We start from the raw sequence: 23100 nt of genomic DNA on the forward strand, positions 1-23100 counted from the left end.
GCCGCAATCGCGCGCGACGTCCATCCGCGGCACGATCCGCAGCGCACCGAGCAGGCGCAGCACCGGCGTACGCCCGACCGTTGCGGCGATGCCGCGCATCATCCCGAGCGTCGGCGACACGACCCGCGCACCGCTCGCGACCCCCTGCACCGGCACGTGCGTGATCACGTCCACGCCCGCGGCCGCCGCCCTGGCATGGGTCGCCGGGGTCACCGCGTGCGCGACCGTCAGCAGACCGCGCTCCCGGGCCGCGGCGACCAGCGCGGCCACCGTCTCGGCCGGCAGCCCCGCGGTGCCCGGCTGCCGCCGGTCCTCCACCGCGATCTTGATGTAGTCGGCGCCGTCCGCCACCCGCGCCGCCACCCAGCCGTCGGCGTCCTCCAGGCCGGCGACCGCCACGTGCGCCGGGTAGCCCATCCGCCGGATCGCCGCCGCGCCCGGAGCGACCGCCGGATGCACCGCGCTGAACAGGTCGCTCACCCAGGCGAGGTGCCGCAGCGGAAGCGTCACAGCCGGGCGTGGCGTCCCCATGTCCAGCGCGGTCGTCACGCCCCGGCGGGCCCGTACCCTCGCCGCCGGGGCCGTCGAGAACAGGGTGCAACCGATCGGCTTCCGCACGCGCCGGCTCGCCGCGGCATCACCGTCGCGCCGGGGAACTCCAGCGCCACACGGGCCGGCGCCGCCGGCGGCGCCGGCCTGTGTGGACTGATCAGGACATCCCGGTCAGGTCGGCGCAGGTGTGCTCGTCCGGCAGGAGCGGGCGCAGGTGGACGGTCCAGGTCTTGCCGGCGGACGTCCACGGTGTGATCGCGGTGGCGTTCGCCGCGGCCGTGAGCACGTCGGCGGCGGCCTGGCCGGTCGCGGTCACGCAGCCGAGGTCGAGGCCGTCGCCGAGCGAGGTGCCGGGCAGCTCCGGGCCCGGCCAGGCGACCTCCGGCTGGTCCTTGATCGTCCCGTCTGCCTGCCAGGGGCCGGCCACCGCGGCGATCTCGGTGGGCCGGTACGGTGCCTCGGTACCGGCCCGGCCCGCGCCGAGCGTGGCGGGCAGGTCCTGCAGCGCGGTGATCAGCTCGGTCAGCAGTTGCCGGTCGCGGACCTGCTCCGCGGTCAGGCCGGTGTCGGCGCCGGCGGCCTCGGACAGCGCGTACGCCTCGGTGACCTGCAGCCCTTCCTCGGTCAGCAGCGTGAAACGGGTGGTCGGCACGTCAGTGACGCCGGGGCGGCCCAGGTCCACGCCGTTCTGCACACCGGCGGAGCGGGCGCGCTCGACGAGCTGCGTGACGTCCTCCGGCGCGATCTGGCGGACCAGGACGTTCGGCAGCGCCTTGCCCGGGTACTGAAGCGTGACCGGGCCCTCGGTGATCACCCGGCCGTCCGCGTACACGCTGATCATCGGCAGCCGGGTGGCGACCGTGGCCGGTGTGACGAAACCACCGGTGTAGTCGACGCGCAGCACCAGCGTGCCGGGTGGCGCGGCGGAGGGCGCGGGGGCCGCGGGTTCCCCGGCGCCGCCCGCGTTCGCGCAGGCGGCGGTGAACAGGAGCGCGGCGGTCAGCAGCAGCGCGGCGGGACGGGCGTGAGTCAGCATGCCCGGTACGACGACGCGGACCCCGGCACCGGTTCCACGATCATGATCTTTCCTGTTTCCCCGGCCGCCCGGCGCGGCGGAACGCGCCCGGCGCCATGCCGTACTCCCGGCGGAACGCACCGGCCAGCGCGGACTCGGTGGCGTACCCGGCGCGGCGGGCGACCGTGGCGAGCGGCGCGTCGGTCTCGCGGAGCAGCCGGGCCGCGTGCCGGAGACGGTGGGCCAGCAGGTACGCCGCGGGCGGGCGGCCGAGCGCGGCGGTGAACCGGCGGGTGAACGTGGCCCGGGACATGCCCGCGGCCCGGCTCAGGTCTCGCACCGTCCAGCGGTGGTCCGGATCGGCGTCGATCGCGCGGACGGCCGCGGTGATCGCCGGATCCGCCGGCACCGGCCACGCCGCCGTCGCCAGCCATCGGCGCAACGCGTCGGCGATCATCAGGTCCAGCAGCGCGTGCCGTTCCGCGTCGACGATCGGCCCGGCCGCGTGCCGCGCGTCGAGCAGCGCCACGACCGCGCCGGGCGGTCCGCCCGCTCGCACCACGATCGGGTCCGGCAGCGCGGCCAGGAACGGGTGCACGTGCTGCCCCGGCCGCAGCCGGTAAGCGCCGCAGAGGAACTCCGCGTCCGCGGGGCCGGGCGCGGGCTCCGCCGTGCCGAGTGCGACCGGCACCAGCCCACGCATCGGCCGGGGCGCCGAGGCGAGCCCGTGATCCGCGCCGGACGTGATCAGCACGACGTCGCCCGGCGCCAGCGCGACCGGCGCCCGCTCCGCGGACAGCAGCCAGGCGGTGCCGTGCAACAGCACGTGGAAGCCGCTGCCGGTCAGGCCCGCGTAGCCCAGGCCCCACGCGCCCGACTGCCGGAACCGGCGCACCGTGCCGCGGCCCACCCGCAGCGTGGAGATCGCCTGGCTGATCGGGTCCACCGGCACGATGCTACCGACGCGCATGTTCGTGCGACGCCCGCGCATGTTCCCGGCGCCCGGAACACGGTTGGCTGACCGGCATGAAGGACTGCATCGTCATCGGCGGCGGCGCGGCCGGGCTCAGCGCCGGCCTGACCCTCGGCCGCGCCCGCCGCAGCACCCTGGTCGTCGACGCCGGACGCCAGAGCAACCTGGCCGCCTCCGGCCTCGGCGGCCTGCTCGGCCACGACGGCCGGCCGCCCGCCGCGTACTACGCCGCCGCCCGCGCCGAACTGGCCGCGTACCCGTCGGCCGAGGTTCTCCACGGCGACGTCACCGGAGCGGAACGGCACGACGACGGTACGTTCGAGGTGCCGCTCCCCGGCGGACGCCGCGAGCGGGCACGCGCGCTCGTGCTCGCGCCCGGCATGGACTACCGCTACCCGCCGCTGCCCGGCCTGGCCGAACGGTGGGGCGGCGACGTGTTCCACTGCCCGTTCTGCCACGGCTGGGAGACGCGCGACCGGCCCACGGCCGTGCTGGCGTCCGGCCCGGTCGGCGTGCACGGCGCGCTGAACCTGCGCGCCTGGACCGACGACGTCACGCTGCTGACCAACGGCGTCGCGCTGTCCGGCACGGAGCGGGACCGGCTGGCCGCCGGCCGGGTCCGCTGGGACGAGCGCCCGGTCGCCGCGCTCACCGGCGACGGCCCCCGGCTGGGCGCGGTCACGTTCACCGGCGGCGGCGAACTCGCCGTGACCGCGCTGCTGGTCAAGGCGTTCCTGCACCAGCGGTCGACGCTGGCCCGGGACCTCGGCGCCACGGTCACCTGGTCCCACGACCACCTCGGCGTGGAGGCGATCACCGTCGACCCGATGTGCCGCACCGGCATCCCCGGGCTGTTCGCGGCCGGCGACGCGGCCACGTCCGTCCCGCCGTCCGCAGCCGCCGCGGTCGCCTCCGGCCACCTGGCGGGCGCGAGCGCCGCCGTGTACCTGTCGGCCGGGTACTGACCGCGGGCACTGCGAGGGCGTACCGCCCCCGCAGTGTCCGCGGTCAGGAGGCGTAGGTCTCCGGTTCGGCCGCGGACGGCGTGCCGGTCACGCCGGTGACGGTCAGCTTCTTGAGCGGCGTGGTGGGGAACGAGATCGGGCCGGCGCCGGTGCCGGACCTCAGGACCGCGCCGGTGTCGCCGTCGAGCGGCTGCCGATCGTCCCGGTCGCGCCCGGCTTGATCCGGACACCGGAGACCGTGGTCGCGGTGCTCCACTCGGCCAGGACGCTGCCGGTGACGCCGTTCGGCGACCACGGCGTGGCGGCGTTACCGTCGCGGACGTTGCCGTAGCTGGTGCCGCTCCGGGTCGCGGCCGCGTCCGGCGACGGCAGACCGGCCAGGACCGCGTCCGCGATGCCCGCCACCCCGGTCGTGACCGGCACCGCGTGGAGCCGCGTGGCGTCTCGGCGTTTCACGGGAAGCCTCGTTCTCGTTCGGGTGCGAAGCCGTGGGCGCGGCTTCCGCTACCTGCGCCGTGCGACGCCGGCCCCAGGAAGGCGTTGATCATGCCGCAAGGCGCGTCACCCATTCCCGAAGAACCCCACAACCTCTTCACGGGTACGGACTCACCTCCGCCGGCCCGCTCCGAAACCGACGCGGCCGGTGTCCACCCCACGGATGTCCACGCCGTGGCCGGCAGCCGGCCGGGTGCCGGCCGATCACGGCGGGCCGCACGGTGACGGCCCCGTGGACCGGTCACGTAAGGTGATCTTCGTGGCACCGAGATGGCCGGAGAGCGCGACCTGGGTCGTCGTCCCGACGTCGGCGACGGCCGACTGGGCGCTGGCCGCGGCGGTACTGGCCGCGGCCTCGTCCGGGCGGGTCGCGGTGATCGCCGTGGGTGTCACCGGTCCGCCACCGGAACCACTGCTGGCACACGTCGCCGCCTGGGGCGAACTGCACGACGGCGCCACCGAGCCACTCCGGCTGGCGGACGCGCTGCGGGTGACGGACGCGTTCACCGGCACGCACGACCTGGTGCTGATCGTCGGCGCAGCCGGGCTGACCGCACCGGCCGGACGGCTCGGCTGGACCACGGCCGACCTGGCCGCGGCGCTCGGCGCACCGGGCGTGGTGGTCGTCGGCGACGATCCGCGCGGCGTGAACTACACGACCGTCGAGGCGCTGGAGTCCCGCGGCCTGGCATCGGCGCTGGTCACGATCGGCACGGCACCGGCACGGCTACCGGCGGCACCGGCCGGGCGGATCCCGGCAGGTCTGCGCGCCCTGGACCCGGAGACCGCACGCGGCTTCCTCGACGCGCACCTGCGGTCCGGTCCCGCCCTCCCCCGGCCCACCGCCGGACACTCCGGCGCCGCACGGCCCGAAGCCGGGAACCCCGGCTCGGCGCCACGGTCCGCCTCCGCACGGCCCGGCGCCGGCCGGTCCGGTCGCGAGGACGCGGTGCCGGCACGGGGCGCACCGGCGCCGTGGCCCGAGCGTGGACAGTGGATGGTGCTACCGGTTCCGGCCGGCGTGGACTGGGAACCGGCGATCACCGCGCTCGCGGCGGCGTCCACCGCCCGGGTCGCGGTCGTGGCGATCGGCGTCGCCGGCCCGCCCGCCGCGCGCCCGGCCGCGCACCTGGCCACCTGGATCGGCCTGCGCGAGGGCCGGCAGCAGCCGCTGCGCCGGGCGGACGCGGTCCGGGTGTCCGACGCGCTCGCCCGCACCCATGGGGTGGTCCTCGTCGTCGGCGCGGCCGAACCGGCCGGCTGGCCCCTCACCGACCTCGCCACCGCGCTCGGCGCCCCAGTCGTCCTGGTCACCGCCGACCCGCCCGCCACCGCCACCGGTGCGGTCACCCCTGAACCTCCCGGCGCCGCGGCCGGCGCGGTCACGGCCGAGGCGGCCGCCACGACCGCCGCCGCGGTCGCCGGGGAGCAGCCCGCCCGTGCCGCGGCCGACGAATCCGGCGCCGGTCCGGCCGATGACCGGCTCGCGGCCGTTCGGCGCGCGATCGAGGAGCACGGGCTGGCCTCGGCGGTCATCGCCGTCGGCGACGTCGTGCTCGCCGAGCCACCCGCCGGGCGGGTCCCGGCCGATGCCGGTGACCTGACCGCCGAGGCCGCGCGTGACCTGCTGCATCCCATGCTGCACGCGACGCGGGCGGCCGTACCGCCGCCGGTGCCGGTCCGGCGGCGCCGCCCGGCCGCGCCCCGGACGGCCGCGCCCCGGACGGCCGCGGCCCGGACGGCCCGGCCCGCCGCGCCGCCGGGAACCCGGGCCACCGGCACCCGGATCGTCCTGATGCTGATCTCGATCTTCGTGGTCATGTCGCTGAGCGTCGTCGGGCTGGCCTTCTGCAACCGGACGGTGGCACCGGAGAGCGGCGCCGCGTCCGGCCGCTGACCGGACGGCCCGCCGTGCCGCCGGGCACCTCACGCGGGACCGGTGTCCGCACCCGGTCCCGGAACACCGCGGCCAGTTCCGTGCCGTACGTGTCGCGGCCGTCCACGAGCACGCCGGGCAGCAGATCGCCGAACACGTTGACCTCGGCGACCGCGTGCCGGGACCAGCCGGGGGCGAACATCAGGTCGACGCCGGCGTGCACCGGCCTCGATCTCCGGCACGGCGCCCTGCCGGGCCGGATCGTAGTCGAGCGTGTCGATGACCACCCGGCTGCGCCGCTGCGCGGCCGGGACCTGCCGGTACGCGCGGACCGGGATGCTCACCACCGCGATGTCGCCGGTGGCCGCGGCCTCCCCCGACGTCCGCCGCCCGGGCCCGCGGCCCGAGCGCGGAGGCCAGCTCGCACGCCGAGCTGCTGCTGCGGACGCTGCCGCCGGTGATGCTGGTCCGCACCTCGGACGACCGCGACCGGCTGCGCCGGTGCATCGACCTGGTGATGGAGGAGTTCCGCGCGGCCCGGCCGGGCGCCGATCTGATGGTGCAGCAGCTCGCGCACATGATGCTGATCCACGCTTTGCGTCTCTATCTGTCCGCGCCCGCCGGCGACCACACCGGCTGGTTCGCCGCGCTCGCCGACCCGCGGCTCAGCGGCGCGCTCACCGCGATGCACGCGGACCCGGCCCGCGCCTGGACCGTGCGCGACCTGGCCGCGCTGACCGGCATGTCCCGCACGGTGTTCGCCGCCCGGTTCCGCGCCCGCACCGGCGAGACCCCGATCGCCTACCTGACCCGCTGGCGGATGATGCTCGCCGCCGAACGCCTCCGCACCGGCGACGACACGCTGTCCCGGATCGCCGGCGCGCTCGGATACGACTCCCAGCCCGCGTTCAACACCGCGTTCAAGCGGGTGATGGGCATGCCACCCCGACGGTACGCCCGGTCCGTCCCGGTCTGAGCGACCGGCCCGCGCGCCGCCGGCCGGCCACGTAGGATCGTTCCGCTCCGCCGATCGATCGCCCGGGGGTGCACATGACGGAGAGCTGGATCGAGCTGACCGGTGTGCGCACGCACAACCTGCGCGGCGTCGACGTGCGCGTGCCGCACCACACCATCTGCGCGTTCACCGGGGTCAGCGGCAGCGGCAAGAGCTCGCTGGTGATGGACACGCTGCACGCCGAGGCGCAGTTGCGCTACGTCGAGGGCTTCGACCCGTACGTGCGGAAGTTCCTGACGCCACGCGACCGGCCGCAGATCGACCGGGTGCGCGGGCTGACCGCGACGCTCGCCGTCGACCAGCGCAACGCCAACCGCAACCCGAACTCTACGCTCGGCACGCTGACCGGCGTGGACTCGTACCTCGGCCTGGTCTTCGCCCGGCTGGCGCCACTGGCCGACGGCAGCGCCTGGACCGGGCCGCTGCACCCGGCACAGTTCGACCCGTACACCCGGGACGGCATCTGCCACACCTGCATCGGCGCTCGCGAGATCGTCTCGGCCCGCCCGGACCTGATCGTGCCGCGGCCGGACCTTCCGGTGCCGGAGGGCTCACCGTGGTTCGGCGGCACGCTGTCCAACGAGGCCGTCTACCTGCCCTCGCTGGCCGCCCATCACGGCACCGACCTGACGCGGCCCTGGGCAGAGCAGCCCGAGGGGTTCCGGCGGGCGGCGCTGCACGGTACCGGGGGCGCGACCATCGAGACCACGCTGACCGGCTCCGGCAGATACCTCTACCGGGCGGACGCTGTGCTGACCGGCGCGGTCGCGGAGATCGAGACCGCGTACGCCGCGGCCGCGAATGACGAGGCCAAGGAACTCTACCGGCCGTTCCTGGAACGACGGCCGTGCCCGGCCTGTGACGGCACCGGTCTGGGCACCGTCGCGCGCACGGTCACGCTGCGGGACCTGACCTACCGCGACGTGGTGGACAGCCCGGTCGAGGAGGTGCGCGGCTGGGTCGGGGCCGTCGGCGCGAATCTCAACGACGCGCAGCGTACCGTGGGCCGGGTCCTGCTGCCGGAGCTGCGCGACCGGCTCGACCTGCTGATCCGGCTCGGTCTCGGGCACGTGGAGCTGTGCCGCGGCACGCCCACGCTCTCCGGCGGCGAGCTGCAGCGCGCCCGGCTGTCCGCACAGATCAGCACGGCGCTGTCCGGGCTCACCTACGTCTTCGACGAACCCGGCGCGGGCCTGCACCCGGCGGACAAGGACCACCTCTTCGCGATCCTGCGCGAGCTGCGCGACGCCGGCAACACCGTGCTGCTCGTCGAGCACGACCCGGATCTGGTCGCGCGGGCCGACTGGGTGATCGACCTCGGTCCCGGCGGCGGACGGGACGGCGGCACGCTGATCGCGACCGGCACGCCCGCGGACGTGGCCGCGCACCCGAACTCGGTGACCGGCCGTTACCTGCGGGAACCGCACTACCGGCTGCGGCGCACGGAACGGCCACCGTCCGCGGAGACCGGCTGGCTGACGCTGCACCACGCGGCCGTGCACAACGTGACCGCGCCGGAGGTGCGGATCCCGCTCAACCGGCTCACCTGTCTGACCGGCATCAGCGGCAGCGGCAAGAGCAGCATGCTCAACCGGATCCTGGCCGAGTCCGTCGAGGCCGGGCTGACCGGGCGGCCGTACACGGCGGTGGAGAAGATCTCCGGGCTGAGCGGCCTGCGGTGGGTGACGGTGGTCGACCAGACTCCGATCGGTCGGACGCCGCGGTCGAACCCGGCGACGTACACGAAGGCGTTCGACCAGATCCGGGCCCTGTTCGCGAGCACGGCGGAGGCGCACGCGCGCGGGCTGGCCAGCCCGTCGGTCTTCTCGTTCAACTCGGCCGGCGGCCGGTGTGAGACCTGCCAGGGGCTCGGTCAGATCAAGCTGGACATGCAGTTCCTCGGCGACACGTACCTGGTCTGCCAGACCTGCGACGGGCGCCGCTACACCCCGGACGTGCTCGCGGTGACCTACCGCGGCCTCGCGATCGACGAGGTGCTGGCGCTCACCGTGGCGGAGGCGACCGGGGTGTTCGACGAGCCGGAGCCGCTCGGCGCGCTGCTCGCGGCGATGGACCGCATCGGCCTGGGCTACCTCACGCTCGGGGAGAGCGGCACGGCGCTGTCCGGCGGCGAGGCACAGCGGATCAAGCTGGCCCGGGCCGTGCTCCGCGGCCGGCGCCGCGGCGACCCCGGCCTGATCATCCTGGACGAGCCGGTCACCGGCCTGCACCCGGACGACGCCCAGCGGCTGATGCGGGCCCTGGACCTGCTGCTGGAGCGGGGTCAGACCGTCGTCATCGCGGAGCACGACATCCACTCCGCGGCCGCGGCGGACTGGATCGTCGACATGGGCCCGGGTGCCGGCCGGGCCGGCGGCCGGATCATCAACACGGGTACGCCGGCGCAGGTAGCGGCCGGTCCCGGACCGACGGCACCGTTCCTGCGCCGGTTGCTGACGGCGGGGCGGCCGCAGAGCTGAAAATGGGAACCGTTATCGTCTAGGCTCAGCGAAAGGAGCCGACGATGGCTGTTCCGAAGCGACGTACCTCGCGCGCCAACACGCGGCACCGCCGTGCGCGGTGGAAGGCGAGCCCGCCCGTGCTGGCGACCTGCCCCTGCCCGCGCCGGGAGGCGGTCGTACCGCATCAGGCCTGCACGCACTGCGGGCTCTACCGGGGACGGCAGGTGACCGCGCCGTGAACCGGCTGCCGGTGACGGTGCTCTCCGGGTTCCTCGGCTCGGGGAAGACGACGCTGCTCAACCACCTGCTCGCGAATCGGGACGGGCTGCGCGTCGCGGTCATCGTCAACGACATGAGCGAGATCAACATCGATTCCGCATTGGTACGGAACGGGGGCGCGCTGTCCCGGACCGAGGAGCGGCTGGTCGAGATGACCAACGGGTGCATCTGCTGCACCCTGCGCGACGACCTGCTCGAGGAGATCGTCCGGCTGGTCCGGCAGGACCGGTTCGACTACCTGCTGATCGAGTCCAGCGGCATCTCCGAGCCGATGCCGGTCGCGGCCACGTTCGCGTTCGGCGTGCGGGACACCGACGGCGCGGTGCTGGACGACCTGGCCCGGCTGGACACGATGGCCACGGTCGTCGACGCGCCGCACGTGCTGGCCCACCTGGCCGCCGGTGAGTCGCTGGAGAGCCGCGGGATCGCCGCGTTCGACGACGACGACCGGACCGTCGCGGACCTGATCGTGGACCAGATCGAGTTCGCCGACCTGGTCGTGATCAACAAGACCGACCTGGTCACACCGGCGCAGCTGGACACGGTACGGGCGCTGGTCACCCGGCTCAACCCGCGCGCCCGGCAGGTCTGCACCACGTTCGGCCGGGTGGCGGCGAGCGAACTGATCGACACCGGCCGCTTCGACATGGAGGCGGCCGAGACCGCGCCCGGCTGGGCCGCCGAGCTCAACGGCGAGCACGTGCCGGAGACCCTCGAGTACGGCATCAGCAGCACCGTGTTCCGGGCGCCCGAGCCGTTCCACCCGCAGCGGCTGATGGACTTCCTGGAGCGGGACGTCGTCGCGTCCGGCGTGCTGCGGGCGAAGGGCTTCTTCTGGCTGGCCAGCCGGCCGGACACGATCGGGTTGTGGTCGCAGGCCGGGCCCAGCGGCCGGTTCGACCCGGCGGGGCTGTCCGTCGCGGCGACCGGTGAGTGGCCGGACGACCCGGACGAGCGGGCCCTGCTGGAGCGGCGCTGGGATCCGCGGTTCGGCGACCGTACCCAGGAACTGGTCTTCATCGGGGTCGGTCTGGACATCGGCCGGATCCAGCGGGGCCTGCGCGGCTGCCTGCTCACACCGGCCGAGATCGCGGCCGGCGAGGACGCCTGGCGTGCGCTGCCGGACCCGTTCCCGGAATGGGACCCCGCCGACGCGCACCCCGCGCACGCCTGATCGGCCGCGCCGGGATGACGTCGCAGAACCGGGTCGCGCTCACCGTGGTCAGCGGCTTCCGGGCGGGCGCCACGCTCGCGGCCGCGCGGGCGGTGCGGGCCGCGGGTGCGCTGCTGATCAGCTACGACGTGTCCGGGAACCTGCGCCGCCGGGTCAGCACCGCGGCCGCGGTCCTGGAGGACGTGCCGGTCACGCTGGTGCACGGGTGCGTGTCGTGCACGCTGCGGGAGGAACTGCTTCCGCTGCTGGAGCGGCTCACCCGTACCCACGAAGGGGTTGATCTGGTCCTGGTGCTGCCGGAGGCGATCGAGCCGCGGATGTTCGCCGACGCCTACGCCCACCACCACGCGGTGCACCGGCGGCTGGGGATCGGCGCCTACGTCACCGTCGCCGACGCCGCGCACCTGCTCGACGACCTGGACAGCACCGATGATCTCGCCGATCGCGGGCTGCACGCCGCCGACGACGACCGGCGGTCCGTGGCCGAGGTGGTCTGCCATCAGATCGAGTACGCGGACACGGTCGTGCTGCACGGGGAGGCGCCCGGCGGCGGGCTGGAGACGGCGCGGCTGCAGGTCCTGCTGCACCGGCTCGCGCCGTGGGCGGCGCACGTGCACCTGCCCGCCGGGTCGGTCACGCCGCCGGCCGTCGCGCGTCACGACCCGGCGGCGCCGGATCCGCTGACCCGGAGCCTGGAGGGGTACGCGGTCGGCGCCGATGAGCCGGCGCCGGACTGCGGCGTGGTGTCGCTGCTGTTCCGGGCACGCCGGCCGTTCCATCCGCGGCGCCTGCACGCACTGCTGGAACGCGTGACCGGGGAGACGGTACGGGGACGCGGCGTCTGCTGGATCGCCAGTCAGCCGGACACGACGCTGGTCTGGGAGTCGGCCGGGTACGCGATCTCGCTCTGCGCGCTCGGCCACTGGCTGGACGCGCTGCCGGCGGCCCACCTCGCGCACGCCGGCGACCGGCGCCGGCTCGCCGCCGACGTCGACTGGGACCCGTACTACGGGGACCGGCACACCCAGCTGGTCTTCGTCGGGGTCGACACCGACGCCGCCGACCTGCACCGCGACCTGACCGCGTGCCTGCTCACCGACGCGGAACTGGCCGAGGGCGCGGACGGCTGGCGCGGCTGGGACGACCCGTTCGCCGGCTGCTTCCCGCTGCCGGAACTCACCCGCGCCTCGCACGCGCAGGCGTAGGGATCGTCAACGAAAGGAACCATCGCCATGAAATCCGGAATCCACCCGTCGTACCACTACGTGGTCTACCGCGACCGCAGTGCCGGCTTCTCGTTCCTGACCCGGTCGACGGCCACCAGCGACCGGACCGTCGAATGGGAGGACGGCAACACGTACCCGGTGCTCGACGTGGAGATCTCCGCGGCCAGCCACCCGTTCTGGACCGGCAAGCAGCGGCTGCTGGACACCGCGGGCCGGGTGGAGAAGTTCCGCGCGAAGTACGGGCTGACCACGCCGCAGTGACGGCCGTCGCGTCCCGCCGGTCGCCGGAACCGGCCGGCGGGACGCGTGTGCTACTGTCCGGCGCGAGTCGACCGCATCCTGACGGATGCCAGGGAACTCCGGTGCGATTCCGGGACTGGCGCGCAGCGGTAAGGGCGACGGCGGCACGACGACGCCACTGGGGACCCTTCCCTGGGAAGGCCGTGCCACCGGCTGACCCCGAGTCCGAAGACCTGTCGGCTCACCTTGCTGTCGATGGACTCTCGCGATCAGGGTCTCCGGACCGAGAGGCTCCCCTCGCCGTGCACCTGAGACCGCCCCGGCGGCTGCCGTTCTGGCCGCTCATGATCGTGCTGGCCGTGGCGGCCGTGCTGAGCGTGATCGCCTCGCTGGCCTTCGGCTCCGAACGCATACCGCCGGCCGACGTCGTCGCCGCCGTCACCGACCGCCTCACCGGCGCCGCACCCGGGCGCTGGGACGTGATCGTCTGGGAACTGCGCCTGCCCCGCGCGCTGCTGGCCGTGGTCGTGGGCGCGGGCCTGGCAGTCGCCGGTGCCGGCATGCAGACCCTGGTCCGCAACTCGCTGGCCGACCCGTACCTGCTCGGCATCAGCTCCGGCGCCTCGGTCGGCGCCACCGCCGCCATCACCACCGGCGCACTCGCCGGGTTCGGCATCTACGCCGTCTCGGCCGGCGCGCTACTGGGCGCGGTCGGCTCCGCCGTGCTGATCTGGCTGATCGCCACCGCGCAGGGCGGTCTGACCCCGCTGCGGCTGGTGCTGTCCGGCGTGGTGCTCTCCTCCGGCCTGTCCGCGATCGCGTCCCTGCTGGTCTTCCTCAGCGACGACGCACGCGCGGCGAACTCGGTGATGTTCTGGATGCTGGGCAGTGTCGGCGGCGCCACCTGGGAGAAGCTGTGGATCCCCGCCGTGCTCGTCGCGGTGCTCGGCGCCGGCATGCTGGCGATCCACCGGTGGCTGGACGCGCTGGCCGCCGGCCCGGAAACCGCCGCCGCACTCGGCATCAGCGTGGCGGGCCTGCGGACCACGCTGTTCGTCGGCCTGTCCGTGCTGGTCGGCGTGCTGGTCGCGGTCAGCGGCGGCGTCGGCTTCGTCGGCCTGATCGTGCCGCACGCCGCCCGCCTGGTCGTCGGCGCACGGCACCGCGTCGTCCTGCCGGTCGCGGCCGTGACCGGCGCGGTGTTCCTGGTGTGGGTCGACGTCCTCGCCCGGGTCGCGGTACGCCCGCAGGAGATCCCGCTGGGCGTGGTGACCGGCGTGCTCGGGGCGCCGCTGTTCCTGCTGCTGATGGGCCGGACCCAGTACCGGTTCGGCGGTGACCGGTGATCGCACTCCGGCTGGAGGGCGTCGCGGCCCGGCTCGGCGGCCGTGTCGTGCTGCGCGACGTCGACCTCGAGGTCCCGGACGGCATGCGGCTCGGCATCATCGGCGTGAACGGCGCCGGAAAGACGACGCTGCTGCGCGTGCTGGCCGGCGTGCTGACCCCCAGCGCCGGACGTGCGCTGATCGGCGATGTCGGCCGAGAAGCGGTCGCGGGCGCCGGCACGGCACCGCCAGTCGGCGACGGCACAGCGGTTATCGGCGAAGCCGGCACGGCAGTGCCCGCTGGCACTGATGCAACGGCAACCTTCAGCGCCACACCTGCCGCGACCGCCGATGCCGGCACGGTGGCGGCCTCCGGCGGGCCTGGTGGTGGCTTTGGGGTGGCCGGCCGGGGTGGTCCGCTGGCGTCGGAAGGGCTGGTCGATCTGCGGCGGATGCCGGCGCGTGAGCGTGCCCGGCGGCTGGCGTTCGTGCCGCAGGAGGACATCGTGACCGCGGACCTGCGGGTCGGCGAGATGGTCGCGCTCGGCCGGGTGCCGCAGACCCGGCCCTGGGCGCGCGGTGGCCGGGCCGAGCAGGACCTGGTGCGCGACGCGCTCGACGCGGTCGGGCTGGCCGGCCGGATCGACACCGCCTGCGACCAGCTCTCCGGCGGCGAGCGGCGCCGGGCGGTGCTGGCCCGGGGCCTGGTGCAGCGGTGCCCGGTGATGCTGCTCGACGAGCCGACCAACCACCTCGACGTCGCCTGGCAGCTCGGCCTGCTGGACGTCCTCGCCGCGCAGTCCCGCACGCTGGTGGCCACGGTGCACGACCTCGACCTGGCGTTGCGCTTCTTCGACCGGCTGGCCGTCGTCGGCTGGCATCCGGGCGCGGACCGGGCGACCGAGCCCGCGACCGTCGTCGCCGTCGGGCCGCCCGCCGAGGTGCTCAGCAGCGCGCACCTGGAGTCGCACTTCGGTGTCGGCTCGGTGCAGGTGCCGCACCCCACGCGCCCGCAGCTCCACCTGCTCATCCACCCCCGAGAGGACGCCCCACCGACATGAGTCCCGTTTCGTCCGGCCGTATCCGTACCGCGGTCTGCGCCGCCCTCGTGCTGAGCCTGACCGCGTGCGCCTCCGGCGAGGCCGGCTCCGGCGCGGCCGCCGGTGCGATCACCGTCCAGAACTGCGGGCAGGACGTCAGCGTGGACGCTCCGGTCACCCGGCTCTACGCCTACGACGGCGGCATCATCTCGATCGCGCTGGCCGCCGGGGCGCGCGACCAGCTGGTCGCGGTCACCGGGCTGGACCGCGACCGGGACGTGCTCCGGCTCGCCTACCCGGACGCGCGGGTGGACGAGCTGACCGTGGTCGGGGACCAGTACCCCACGCTGGAGAACGTCCTGGCCGTCAACCCGGAGATGATGTTCGCCGGGTACGGCTACGGGTTCAGCGAGTCGCGCAACCTGATGCCGGAGGACCTGACCGCGCACGGCATCAAGACGTACCTGCTCAGCGAGACGTGCAAGCAGGAGGACGGCGCGCGCGGCACGATGGACGCGTGGACCGCGCTCACCACCGACCTGCGCAACGTCGGTGAGCTGACCGGTCACCGCCCGGCCGCGGACGCGGTCGTCGCCGACATCGACCAGCGTCGCGCGGCCCTGGCCGCCGCGCCGAAGGGTGGCGAGGCACCGACCGCGTTCCTGTTCGACTCGGGCACCGACGCGATCTTCACCTCCGGCTCGTACGGCGGCCCGCAGGCGGTCTTCGACGCGGCCGGCGTCGTCAACGCGACCGCCGACGTGTCCGACACCTGGACCGAGGTCGGCTGGGAACGGCTCGCCGCCTCGGACCCGGACATCATCTTCTTCGTCGACTACTCGGGCCAGACCTACCAGCAGAAGGTCGACGTGCTGAAGGCCAACCCGGCGTCCCGCGATCTGAGGGCGGTCAAGGAGGAACGCTTCGTCAACCTGCCGTACGCCCTGTGGGTCTCCGGCCCGCTGAACATCGACTCGGCGGAGTGGGTACGCAAGTCGGTCGAGCACTTCGGTCTCGCCCCGGCCTCGCCGATCACGCCGACCCTCGACCTCAACCAGCTCAGCGAGCTGCCCGGCAACGCCTGGCTCGACTGACGCGCTGCGGGCCGGAGCCGGGGGCACGCCCCGGGCCGCGATCGGCTCCGGCCCGCCACGCGGGCTGGCCTGCGGTGTGGCTGTATTCCCTTGGCCCTGCTCGGGCCGGCGCAGATATGGCATGGCGTCAACCCGTGGCCAGGCCGGACTCGTAGCCGGCGATCACCAGCTGGGCACGGTCGCGGGCGTGCAGCTTGGTGAGCAGGCTGCCGATGTGGGTCTTCAGCGTGCCGCGGCTGATGTGCATGGTCGCTTCGATCTCGCTGTTGGACAGGCCCCGGGTGATCAGGGCGAGCACGTCCCGTTCGCGTGGCGTGATGCCGTCGAGCGAGCGTCGCGCGGCGGTCCGGTGCAGGGACGCGGCGATCAGGCGGCGGGTCACGCTGGGCGCGAGCGGGGCCTCGCCGGCGGCGACCGTATGGATCGCGTCGATCAGCCGAGGCGGGGTGACGTCCTTCAGCACGAAACCGCTCGCGCCAGCCCGCAGTGCACGGTAGACGTGGTCGTCCAGGTCGAACGTGGTCAGCACCAGCACGTGTGGTGCCGGATCGGCGGCGGTGATCCGCTCGGTCGTGGCGATGCCGTCCATGTCGGGCATCCGCGCCGGTCCGACCCCGGTGCGGACCGCGCCGGTGCCTGCGGGCCGAGGTCCTTCCCGACGCAGCGCCGATCAGGCCCCGGGCGGGTGGCGGTCAGATGTTGGTGCAGGTCGTCCCGGCGCCGGCGCCGGTGCCCGTGCCCTGGAACCCGAACGTGGTGCTCTGGCCCGGGGTCAGCTGCCCGTTGTACGCCACGTTGGTCATCGTCACGGTGCCGCTGGTGCCGGTGCCGGCCGCGTTCCAGACCGAGGTGACCGACGCACCGGACGGCAGGCTGAGCGTGACGCGCCAGCCGTCGATCGCCGCGCTTCCCGCGGTGACGGTCACACCGGCGACGAATCCGCCGTTCCACTGGTTCTGCACCGTGTAGACCGCGGTGCAGGCCGTGGCCCCGCCGGTCGGCGGCGGGGTGGTGGGCGCCGGGCCGCCGAGGCTCAGGTTCTTCTGCTGCACCTGCCAGGGACCGCCGCAGAGCCCGCAGCCGGCACCGGCGAACGCGGTGCCGGCCGAGACGTCGCCCTTCAGCCGCCATTTCAGGTACAGCACGGCCACCCGGCCGAACTCGCCACCGTTGGGCTGGTCGTAGGTGCCGCCGTGCCCGACGTTCAGGTTGCCCATGAACGCGGGCAGCCCGGACGGCAGCTTGCCCCAGTCGTCGACGGCGTTCGGGTAGGCGATGTCGCCCGGCCCGCCGATGAAGTACGCGATCGGTTTGGTGAGCCGGCGCAGCTGGTAGTCGTCGGCGTCGGTGAGCAGGCCGCTGCTGAAGATGAGTGTGGTGGTGACCCGCGGGTCGTCGGAGACCGCGTACGCCTCCAGCCCGCCGCAGGAGAAGCCCGCGACGGCCACGGCGGAGGTGTCGATCCGGCCGTAGTACCGGCTGCCGGACCGCGCGTTCTCCGCGACGGCCCAGTCGATCGACTCGGTCAGCATCCGCGCGCTGGTGGACCCGGAGCCGTTCGGCGCGCCGTTGGCGATGACCAGGAAGCCGTGCGAGGCGATCTCCCGGAGGAAGTTGACCTGCGCGGTGCCGTTCGACGCGCAGCCGCCGTTGCCCCAGACGAGCACGGGCAGCCGCTCGGCCGGCAGGTTCTGCGGCCGGTAGACGGTGTGGTTCGGCAGCCCGGCCGAGGTCTCGTAGTCGGCCGGGTAGGGGCCGGAGCCGCCCACCGCGGCCCCGGCCGGCCCGGCGCCGAGTGCCAGGACGCCGACCGCGACGGCCACCAGGCCCGCGCCGATCATCGTTCTGTTTCTCATCGCTTCCTCCATCGCGTGCGGTCGCGCCGGGCCGAACGGAGCCGTTCGGTGCTGTGCCGTGGTCAGCTCGCGCGGGCGAACTGCCACCAGTCGACGTTGAACAGGTAGCCGCTGCCGCCGGCGAACCGCAGGTACAGGTCCTGCGTGCCGGTCAGCCCATTGACCGGGCAGGAGACGGTCGCCCAGCTCTGCCAGCCGCCGGTGCCCGGCACGGTGCAGGTGCCCACGGTCGTACCGGTGGGGCTGCCGGTCCGTAGTTCGATGCGTCCACCGGCGGCGGCCGACGCGACCCGGGCGGTGACCGTGGCCGCGCCACCGCCGAAGGCGACGCCCTTGACCTTGATGTAGTCACCGTTCTCGAGGAAGCCGACGTTCATGCCGCCCTCGGACGCGCGCTCGGTCTCCACACCGGCGCTCCAGGCGATGGTCTCGGCCTCCTGGCGCGTGTACGGGTCGAGCGTGCCGTTCTGCGGCGCACCGGCCGTGGTCATGGTGATCGTCGGGATGGTCCCGTCGGCGTTGTAGGTGAACTTCTCCACCGCGACCGAGCGGGTGAAACCGCCGCCGCCGGGCAGCGCGCCGTTGTGGTAGAAGAAGTACGACCCGCCGTTGAAGTCGATGATGCCGGCGTGGTTGGTGAAGCTGCTGCCCTGGGTCGGCATGATCGTGCCGCGGTAGGTCCACGGCCCGGTCGGCCCGGGCGCGGTGGAGTAGGCGATGAACTCGGAGCAGCACTTCGCCGCGAAGACGTTGTAGTACAGGCCGTTGCGCTTGTAGACCCACGGCCCTTCCTCGTACAGCGTGGGCCGGTTCGCGTCGCCGGTGCGGGTGCCGAACCCGGCCGTGGTGAGCGGTATCCGGTTCACGCCGCCGGTGTAGCTGATCATGTCGGTGTTCAGCCGCACGTACCACAGGTTGGGGTTGCCCCAGTAGAGGTAGGCCTGCCCGTCGGTGTCGATCATGACGGACGGGTCGATCTCGCCGTTCTCGACCAGCGGCCGGCCGAGCGCGTCGGTGAACGGCCCGGTCGGGCTGCTGGACACGCCGACGCCGATCGCCATCCGCCCGGTCGCCCGGCTGGTCACCGGCACGTACCAGTAGAACTTCCCGTTACGCGCGATCACCTGCCCGGCCCAGGCGTCCGCGCTGGCCCAGGCGAACGTGGCCACGCTCATCGGCGAGCCGTGATCGGTCCAGTTGACCATGTCGGCGGACGAGTAGACCCGCCACTCGCGCATGGTGAACCAGGTGGACCCGTCCTCGTCGTGGCCGGTGTAGAGGTAGACGCGGCCGTTGTGCACCAGCGGTGCCGGGTCGGCGGTGTAGATGGTCTGCACGATCGGGTTGTCCGCGCGGGCCGGCCCGGCGGGGACGACCAGGAACGCGAGCACGCACAGCAGCGCGGTGATCCGGGCCCTCATCGCCGGCTCCACACCTGGTTGGCCGCGCCGGTGCAGGTCCACAGCAGCACGAGCGTGCCGTTCGCGGTCTGGTTGTCGTTGACGTCCAGGCAGAGCCCGGACTGGTTGCCGCGGATCGTGCCGTTGGCCTGGAACGTCCACTGCTGGTTGGTGCCGCCGTTGCAGTCCCACAGCTGCGCCTTCGCCCCGGCCGTGGCGCCGATCGGCGCGTCCAGGCACTTGCCGAGCGCCTGAAGGCTCTGCCCGGTCACGGTCCAGTTCTGGTTCGGTGCGCCGTTGCAGTCCCAGATGACCGGCTGGGTGCCGTTGGCGGTGTTGCTGTTCGGCACGTCCAGGCACCGGCCGGAGGCGGCGCTGGCCAGCCCGCCGGACGCCGGTGTCTGCGGATCGCCGGTGGTGCCGCCGCTGACCCGGTAGACCACCGTGCCGTGCGCGGGCACGCTGGCGCTGATCGTGCCACCGGTGGTGGTGGTCGCGCCGGTCCACGCGTCGACCAGCGAGTAGGACGACGCGCCGCTCTTGCCGATCGCGGCGGCCGTGGTGGAGATGGTGCGGGTGGCGTTGCCGGAGTTGAACAGCGCGACCGCCACGTCGCCGTTGGCCAGGCGCTTGGCGAGCACCCGGTGGCTCGGGTCGCCGGCGACCTGCACGCCCTGCCGGCCGAGGGTGTCCTGGTTGATCGCGATCAGCCGGGGGTTCTTCAGGATGGTCTGGGTGGCGGCGGACATCGACCGCAGGTCGTTGCCGGCGATCAGCGGGGCCGCCATGACCGCCCACATGGCGAAGTGGGAGCGCTGCTCGGTGTCGGTGAGCGTGCCGCGGCCGACCTCCATCATGTCCGGGTCGTTGAAGCCGCCCGGCTCGGCGTAGCGGGCCAGCGGCACGGTGACGTCGATGATGTTCTTGACGCCCATCGGGTACCCGTTGGTCTGGCCGGTGTCCCAGGCGAGCGTGATGTCCTCGGTGGTGCGCCAGATGTTCGCCACGTCGCCCCAGTCGCGCTGCGGGCCGGTCTTCTCGTGGATGCTGTTCGGGTTGATGCTGTAGAGGATCGGCCGGCCGGTGGCGGCCAGTGCGTCGCGCATCTTCGCGAACGTGGCTACCTGCTCGTTGATGGTGCCGGTCGGCGAGCACCAGTCGTACTTGAGGTAGTCGACCCCCCAGGCGGCGAACTGCCGGGCGTCCTGGACCTCGTGGCCGAGGCTGCCGGTCGCGCCCGGGTAGGAGTCGAAGTACTGCGCGCAGGTCTGGTCGAGCGGCGCCTGGTAGATGCCGAACTTGAGGTTGCGGGCGTGCAGGTAGTCGCCGAGCGCCTTCATGCCGCTCGGGAAACGGGACGGCTCGGCCTGGAGGTTGCCGTTCGCGTCCCGGTTCGGTGACATCCAGCAGTCGTCGACCACGACGTACTGGTAGCCGAGGTCGCGCATGCCGGAACTGACGATGCTGTCCGCGGTCTGCCGGATCAGCTGCTCGTTGATGTTGCAGAAGAACGTGTTCCAGCTGTTCCACCCCATCGGCGGCGTGCGGCCCACCCCGTTGTCCAGGGCGTGCGCCGGCGTCGCGGCGATGACGGACGCGGCGGCCGGCACCAGCAGCGCCACCGTGGCGAGAAAGGCTTTCCACCGTCTCATGACTCTCGACCTCTCCGGGCATGACGGGGCTGGATGAGAGCGCTAACATGCCCGTCCGCCACGTTGCCAGAATGTTTCAAGACATTCAAGTGCAAGAATCTAAAAGCGATTTCCCCACGGTACGTACGAGAGTCCGACCCGCAGACCACCTCGCACATAACACTTCCCGCAGCATCGATTTACCGTGATCCCGAAGACGCACCCCCTTGAGTACGCGGAAACGTAATGGCAACATAGCCGACCATAAATACGTTGCGCGGCACACGGATGTGAGCGCCAACACGGCCATCGAGGAGCAGCACGTGACACACCTCCCACGACGCACGGCCACGGCACTGGTCACGGCGTTCCTCCTGCTCGTCACCGCGGGGATCGCGATCGTCACGGCCCGGGCCGCGCACGCCGCCGTCATCGACACCGGCGCCTGGTACGTGCTGGTCAACCGCAACAGCGGCAAGGCACTGGACGTCTACAACCTGGCCACCACCGACGGCGCCCGGATCACCCAGTGGACCCGCAACGACGGCGCCCAGCAGCAGTGGCAGTTCGTCGACTCCGGCAACGGCTACTACCGGATCAAGTCCCGGCTGTCCGGCAAGGTGCTCGACGTCTACAACCTGTCCACGGCCGACGGTGCCGCGATCGTGCAATGGGCCGACGGCAACGGCGTCAACCAGCAGTTCCGCGTCGCCGACTCCAGTGACGGCCACGTACGGCTGCTCAACCGCAACAGCGGCAAGGCGCTCGAGGTGCAGAACGCGTCGACCGCGGACGGCGGCAACATCGTCCAGTACGCCGACTACGACGGCACCAACCAGCAGTGGCAGCTCGTCCCGGCCGGGTCCGCGCCACCGTCCGGCGGCACGTTCACGAACCCGGTCGTGTGGCAGGACTTCGCGGACGGGGACATCATCCGGGTCGGGGACACCTACTACTACTCGGCCTCGACGATGCACTACTCCCCCGGTGCGCCCGTGCTCCGCTCCTACGACCTGGTCAACTGGGAGTACGCGGGGCACTCGGTGCCGCGGCTGGACTTCGACTCCGGCGCCTACGACCTGTCCGGCGGCCGCGCCTACGTCAAGGGCATCTGGGCCTCGGCGTTCAACCACCGGCCGGCGAACAACACGTTCTACTGGCTGGGCTGCACCGAGTTCAACCGCACCTACGTCTACACGTCCGCGTCCGCCGGCAGCGGCTGGTCGAAGCGGGCCCGGATCAACAAGTGCTACTACGACGCCGGGCTGCTGTTCGACAACGACACCCCGTACGTCGCCTACGGCAACGGCACGATCAGCGTCGCCCAGCTCAACGCCGACCTGACCGCGGAGGTCCGCTCGCAGACGGTCTACCAGACCCCGTCGAACATCGGCACGCTTGAGGGCGCGCGGATGTACAAGCGCGGCAACTACTACTACATCTGGCTGACCCGGCCCGCCAACGGCCAGTACGTGCTGCGCTCGACCAGCCCGTGGGGCCCGTACGAGCAGCGGCAGGTACTGCTCGACCTGCCCGGCCCGATCGCCGGCGGCGGCGTACCGCACCAAGGCGGGCTGGTCCAGACGCAGAACGGCGACTGGTGGTACATGGCGTTCACCGACGCCTACCCGGGCGGCCGCATGCCGACGCTCGCGCCGATCACCTGGAACGGCGACTGGCCGGTGCTGACCACGGTCAACGGCCGCTGGGGCGCCACCTACCCGAAGCCGGCGATCAGCACGACGAAGACGGTGGCGCCGATGACCGGCACGGACACGTTCACCTCCGGCCCGCTCGGCCCGCAGTACGAGTGGAACCACAACCCGGACACCGGCCGCTACAGCATCGGCAACGGGCTGCGGCTGCAGACCGCGACCGTCACGAACGACCTCTACAACGCGCGCAACACGCTCACCCGGCGGATCCAGGGCCCGTCCTCCACCGCCACGATCGAGCTGGACTACAGCGCGATGGCCAACGGCGACCGCGCCGGGCTGGCCATGCTGCGCGACCAGTCCGCCTGGATCGGCATCCGCAAGGACAACGGCACCACCCGGGTCTCGATGACCAACGGCCTGAGCATGTCCACGAACGGCTGGACCACCACCGGCACCGGCGCGGAGCAGGCCGGTGCGCCGGTCAGCGGCGGCCGGATCTGGCTGCGGGTCACCGCCGACATCCGCCCCGGCGCGGGCCGCACCGCCACGTTCTCGTACAGCACGAACGGCACCACGTTCACCCCGCTAGGCCCCGCGTTCACGCTGAACAACAACTGGCAGTTCTTCATGGGTTACCGGTTCGGCGTGTTCAACTACGCCACCACCGCGCTCGGCGGCGCGGTCACCGTGAACAGGTTCCAGGTGACGGCGCCGTAGCCGCATCGCCCGGCCGCCGCGTCAGCGGTCCGGCCGGGCGATCACCTCAGGCAGACGGTGCCGCGGCGGTTGCCGGCGGGGCGGCCGTTGAGGAAGCCGCCGGCGAA

General features: G+C 73.3%; 20 protein-coding genes, 1 pseudogene and 1 riboswitch. Of the genes and pseudogenes, 14 read left to right on the forward strand and 7 right to left on the reverse strand.

All coding sequences use genetic code 11. The annotated features are described in order from the left end of the window. The first annotated feature begins 88 nt into the window (after positions 1 to 88). Positions 89 to 334, forward strand: coding sequence for a hypothetical protein (locus J2S42_RS02375; protein WP_307234738.1), 246 nt, complete (start codon positions 89 to 91; stop codon positions 332 to 334). Positions 335 to 709: 375 nt separating this feature from the next. Here J2S42_RS02375 and J2S42_RS02380 read toward each other — a convergent pair whose 3' ends face one another. Both J2S42_RS02380 and J2S42_RS02385 read right to left on the reverse strand, forming a co-directional pair. Next, on the reverse strand, positions 710 to 1588 hold the full coding sequence (locus J2S42_RS02380; protein WP_307234740.1) for a hypothetical protein: 879 nt from the start codon (positions 1586 to 1588) through the stop codon (positions 710 to 712). A 40-nt stretch (positions 1589 to 1628) separates the two neighbouring features. Continuing rightward, entirely contained in the window at positions 1629 to 2513 is an 885-nt protein-coding gene (locus J2S42_RS02385) for an AraC family transcriptional regulator (protein ID WP_307234742.1), read from the reverse strand. A gap of 80 nt (positions 2514 to 2593) precedes the next feature. Between J2S42_RS02385 and J2S42_RS02390 the strand changes: the two genes are divergently transcribed. Further along, the gene (locus tag J2S42_RS02390) at positions 2594 to 3505 is read left to right on the forward strand and encodes an NAD(P)/FAD-dependent oxidoreductase (protein WP_307234743.1); all 912 of its coding nucleotides are present in this window, start codon (positions 2594 to 2596) and stop codon (positions 3503 to 3505) included. Positions 3506 to 3664: 159 nt separating this feature from the next. Here J2S42_RS02390 and J2S42_RS02395 read toward each other — a convergent pair whose 3' ends face one another. Further along, positions 3665 to 3961: a hypothetical protein gene (locus J2S42_RS02395; RefSeq protein WP_307234745.1), complete on the reverse strand. Its 297-nt coding sequence runs from the start codon at positions 3959 to 3961 to the stop codon at positions 3665 to 3667. A gap of 298 nt (positions 3962 to 4259) precedes the next feature. Here J2S42_RS02395 and J2S42_RS02400 point away from each other — a divergent pair, with 298 nt between their 5' ends. From J2S42_RS02400 to J2S42_RS02445, 11 genes and pseudogenes are all read left to right on the forward strand, one after another. Beyond that, positions 4260 to 5897, forward strand: a complete 1638-nt coding sequence (locus J2S42_RS02400; RefSeq protein WP_307234747.1) for a P-loop NTPase family protein — start codon at positions 4260 to 4262, stop codon at positions 5895 to 5897. 409 nt (positions 5898 to 6306) lie between these two features. Next, positions 6307 to 6474: pseudogene (locus J2S42_RS41855) on the forward strand (cupin domain-containing protein); the annotation flags it as partial. After that, the gene (locus J2S42_RS02405) at positions 6457 to 6852 is read left to right on the forward strand and encodes a helix-turn-helix transcriptional regulator (protein WP_370879366.1); all 396 of its coding nucleotides are present in this window, start codon (positions 6457 to 6459) and stop codon (positions 6850 to 6852) included. The pseudogene J2S42_RS41855 and the gene J2S42_RS02405, both read left to right, overlap by 18 nt. Positions 6853 to 6926: 74 nt before the next feature. Continuing rightward, a complete protein-coding gene (locus tag J2S42_RS02410) occupies positions 6927 to 9371 on the forward strand; it encodes an excinuclease ABC subunit UvrA (RefSeq protein ID WP_307234749.1) in 2445 nt (814 codons plus the stop codon). A gap of 44 nt (positions 9372 to 9415) precedes the next feature. Further along, positions 9416 to 9592, forward strand: coding sequence for a 50S ribosomal protein L32 (rpmF, locus tag J2S42_RS02415; protein ID WP_307234751.1), 177 nt, complete (start codon positions 9416 to 9418; stop codon positions 9590 to 9592). Further along, a complete protein-coding gene (locus J2S42_RS02420; protein ID WP_307234753.1) occupies positions 9589 to 10806 on the forward strand; it encodes a GTP-binding protein in 1218 nt (405 codons plus the stop codon). The genes rpmF and J2S42_RS02420 overlap by 4 nt, the downstream gene beginning before the upstream one ends. Before the next feature lie 14 nt (positions 10807 to 10820). After that, on the forward strand, positions 10821 to 12011 hold the full coding sequence (locus J2S42_RS02425; RefSeq protein WP_307234755.1) for a GTP-binding protein: 1191 nt from the start codon (positions 10821 to 10823) through the stop codon (positions 12009 to 12011). 27 nt (positions 12012 to 12038) lie between these two features. Continuing rightward, entirely contained in the window at positions 12039 to 12293 is a 255-nt protein-coding gene (locus J2S42_RS02430) for a type B 50S ribosomal protein L31 (protein WP_307234757.1), read from the forward strand. Positions 12294 to 12344: 51 nt separating this feature from the next. Continuing rightward, positions 12345 to 12527: riboswitch (cobalamin riboswitch) on the forward strand. An 89-nt stretch (positions 12528 to 12616) separates the two neighbouring features. Beyond that, positions 12617 to 13618 carry a FecCD family ABC transporter permease gene (locus tag J2S42_RS02435; RefSeq protein WP_307248592.1) on the forward strand — a complete coding sequence of 334 codons (1002 nt, stop codon included), beginning with the start codon at positions 12617 to 12619 and terminating at the stop codon, positions 13616 to 13618. After that, complete coding sequence (locus J2S42_RS02440) at positions 13615 to 14658, forward strand: ABC transporter ATP-binding protein (protein WP_307234759.1); 1044 nt, start codon at positions 13615 to 13617, stop codon at positions 14656 to 14658. Before J2S42_RS02435 ends, J2S42_RS02440 begins: the two co-directional genes overlap by 4 nt. Continuing rightward, positions 14655 to 15731, forward strand: coding sequence for an ABC transporter substrate-binding protein (locus J2S42_RS02445; protein ID WP_307234761.1), 1077 nt, complete (start codon positions 14655 to 14657; stop codon positions 15729 to 15731). Before J2S42_RS02440 ends, J2S42_RS02445 begins: the two co-directional genes overlap by 4 nt. A 127-nt stretch (positions 15732 to 15858) precedes the next feature. Here the strand turns inward: J2S42_RS02445 and J2S42_RS02450 are convergent, their stop codons facing one another. The 4 genes from J2S42_RS02450 to J2S42_RS02465 form a co-directional block, all read right to left on the reverse strand. Further along, positions 15859 to 16320 (reverse strand): LuxR C-terminal-related transcriptional regulator, encoded by a 462-nt coding sequence (locus J2S42_RS02450; protein WP_370879137.1) that lies wholly within the window; start codon positions 16318 to 16320, stop codon positions 15859 to 15861. A gap of 103 nt (positions 16321 to 16423) precedes the next feature. Continuing rightward, complete coding sequence (locus J2S42_RS02455; RefSeq protein ID WP_307234762.1) at positions 16424 to 17587, reverse strand: cellulose binding domain-containing protein; 1164 nt, start codon at positions 17585 to 17587, stop codon at positions 16424 to 16426. 62 nt (positions 17588 to 17649) lie between these two features. Beyond that, entirely contained in the window at positions 17650 to 19008 is a 1359-nt protein-coding gene (locus tag J2S42_RS02460; RefSeq protein ID WP_307234764.1) for a glycoside hydrolase family 43 protein, read from the reverse strand. Beyond that, positions 19005 to 20639 (reverse strand): glycoside hydrolase family 27 protein, encoded by a 1635-nt coding sequence (locus J2S42_RS02465; protein ID WP_307234765.1) that lies wholly within the window; start codon positions 20637 to 20639, stop codon positions 19005 to 19007. The genes J2S42_RS02460 and J2S42_RS02465 overlap by 4 nt, the downstream gene beginning before the upstream one ends. A gap of 302 nt (positions 20640 to 20941) precedes the next feature. Here J2S42_RS02465 and J2S42_RS02470 point away from each other — a divergent pair, with 302 nt between their 5' ends. Beyond that, positions 20942 to 22993, forward strand: coding sequence for an RICIN domain-containing protein (locus J2S42_RS02470; protein WP_370879138.1), 2052 nt, complete (start codon positions 20942 to 20944; stop codon positions 22991 to 22993). Positions 22994 to 23100: the final 107 nt, after the last annotated feature.

The sequence above is a fragment of the Catenuloplanes indicus genome, assembly GCF_030813715.1.
Classification (GTDB): Bacteria; Actinomycetota; Actinomycetes; order Mycobacteriales; family Micromonosporaceae; genus Catenuloplanes; species Catenuloplanes indicus.

What these genes read in the sequence shown, in the direction of transcription:
- J2S42_RS02465 (WP_307234765.1), bottom strand. Translation starts at nt 20,639, where the DNA reads ATGAGACGGTGGAAAGCCTTTCTCGCCACGGTGGCGCTGCTGGTGCCG.
- J2S42_RS02450 (WP_370879137.1), bottom strand. Translation starts at nt 16,320, where the DNA reads ATGGACGGCATCGCCACGACCGAGCGGATCACCGCCGCCGATCCGGCA.
- J2S42_RS02460 (WP_307234764.1), bottom strand. Translation starts at nt 19,008, where the DNA reads ATGAGGGCCCGGATCACCGCGCTGCTGTGCGTGCTCGCGTTCCTGGTC.
- J2S42_RS02430 (WP_307234757.1), top strand. Translation starts at nt 12,039, where the DNA reads ATGAAATCCGGAATCCACCCGTCGTACCACTACGTGGTCTACCGCGAC.
- J2S42_RS02380 (WP_307234740.1), bottom strand. Translation starts at nt 1,588, where the DNA reads ATGCTGACTCACGCCCGTCCCGCCGCGCTGCTGCTGACCGCCGCGCTC.
- J2S42_RS02435 (WP_307248592.1), top strand. Translation starts at nt 12,617, where the DNA reads ATGATCGTGCTGGCCGTGGCGGCCGTGCTGAGCGTGATCGCCTCGCTG.
- J2S42_RS02425 (WP_307234755.1), top strand. Translation starts at nt 10,821, where the DNA reads ATGACGTCGCAGAACCGGGTCGCGCTCACCGTGGTCAGCGGCTTCCGG.
- J2S42_RS02410 (WP_307234749.1), top strand. Translation starts at nt 6,927, where the DNA reads ATGACGGAGAGCTGGATCGAGCTGACCGGTGTGCGCACGCACAACCTG.
- J2S42_RS02455 (WP_307234762.1), bottom strand. Translation starts at nt 17,587, where the DNA reads ATGAGAAACAGAACGATGATCGGCGCGGGCCTGGTGGCCGTCGCGGTC.
- J2S42_RS02405 (WP_370879366.1), top strand. Translation starts at nt 6,457, where the DNA reads ATGCTGATCCACGCTTTGCGTCTCTATCTGTCCGCGCCCGCCGGCGAC.
- J2S42_RS02445 (WP_307234761.1), top strand. Translation starts at nt 14,655, where the DNA reads ATGAGTCCCGTTTCGTCCGGCCGTATCCGTACCGCGGTCTGCGCCGCC.
- J2S42_RS02375 (WP_307234738.1), top strand. Translation starts at nt 89, where the DNA reads ATGCCGCGCATCATCCCGAGCGTCGGCGACACGACCCGCGCACCGCTC.
- rpmF (WP_307234751.1), top strand. Translation starts at nt 9,416, where the DNA reads ATGGCTGTTCCGAAGCGACGTACCTCGCGCGCCAACACGCGGCACCGC.
- J2S42_RS02390 (WP_307234743.1), top strand. Translation starts at nt 2,594, where the DNA reads ATGAAGGACTGCATCGTCATCGGCGGCGGCGCGGCCGGGCTCAGCGCC.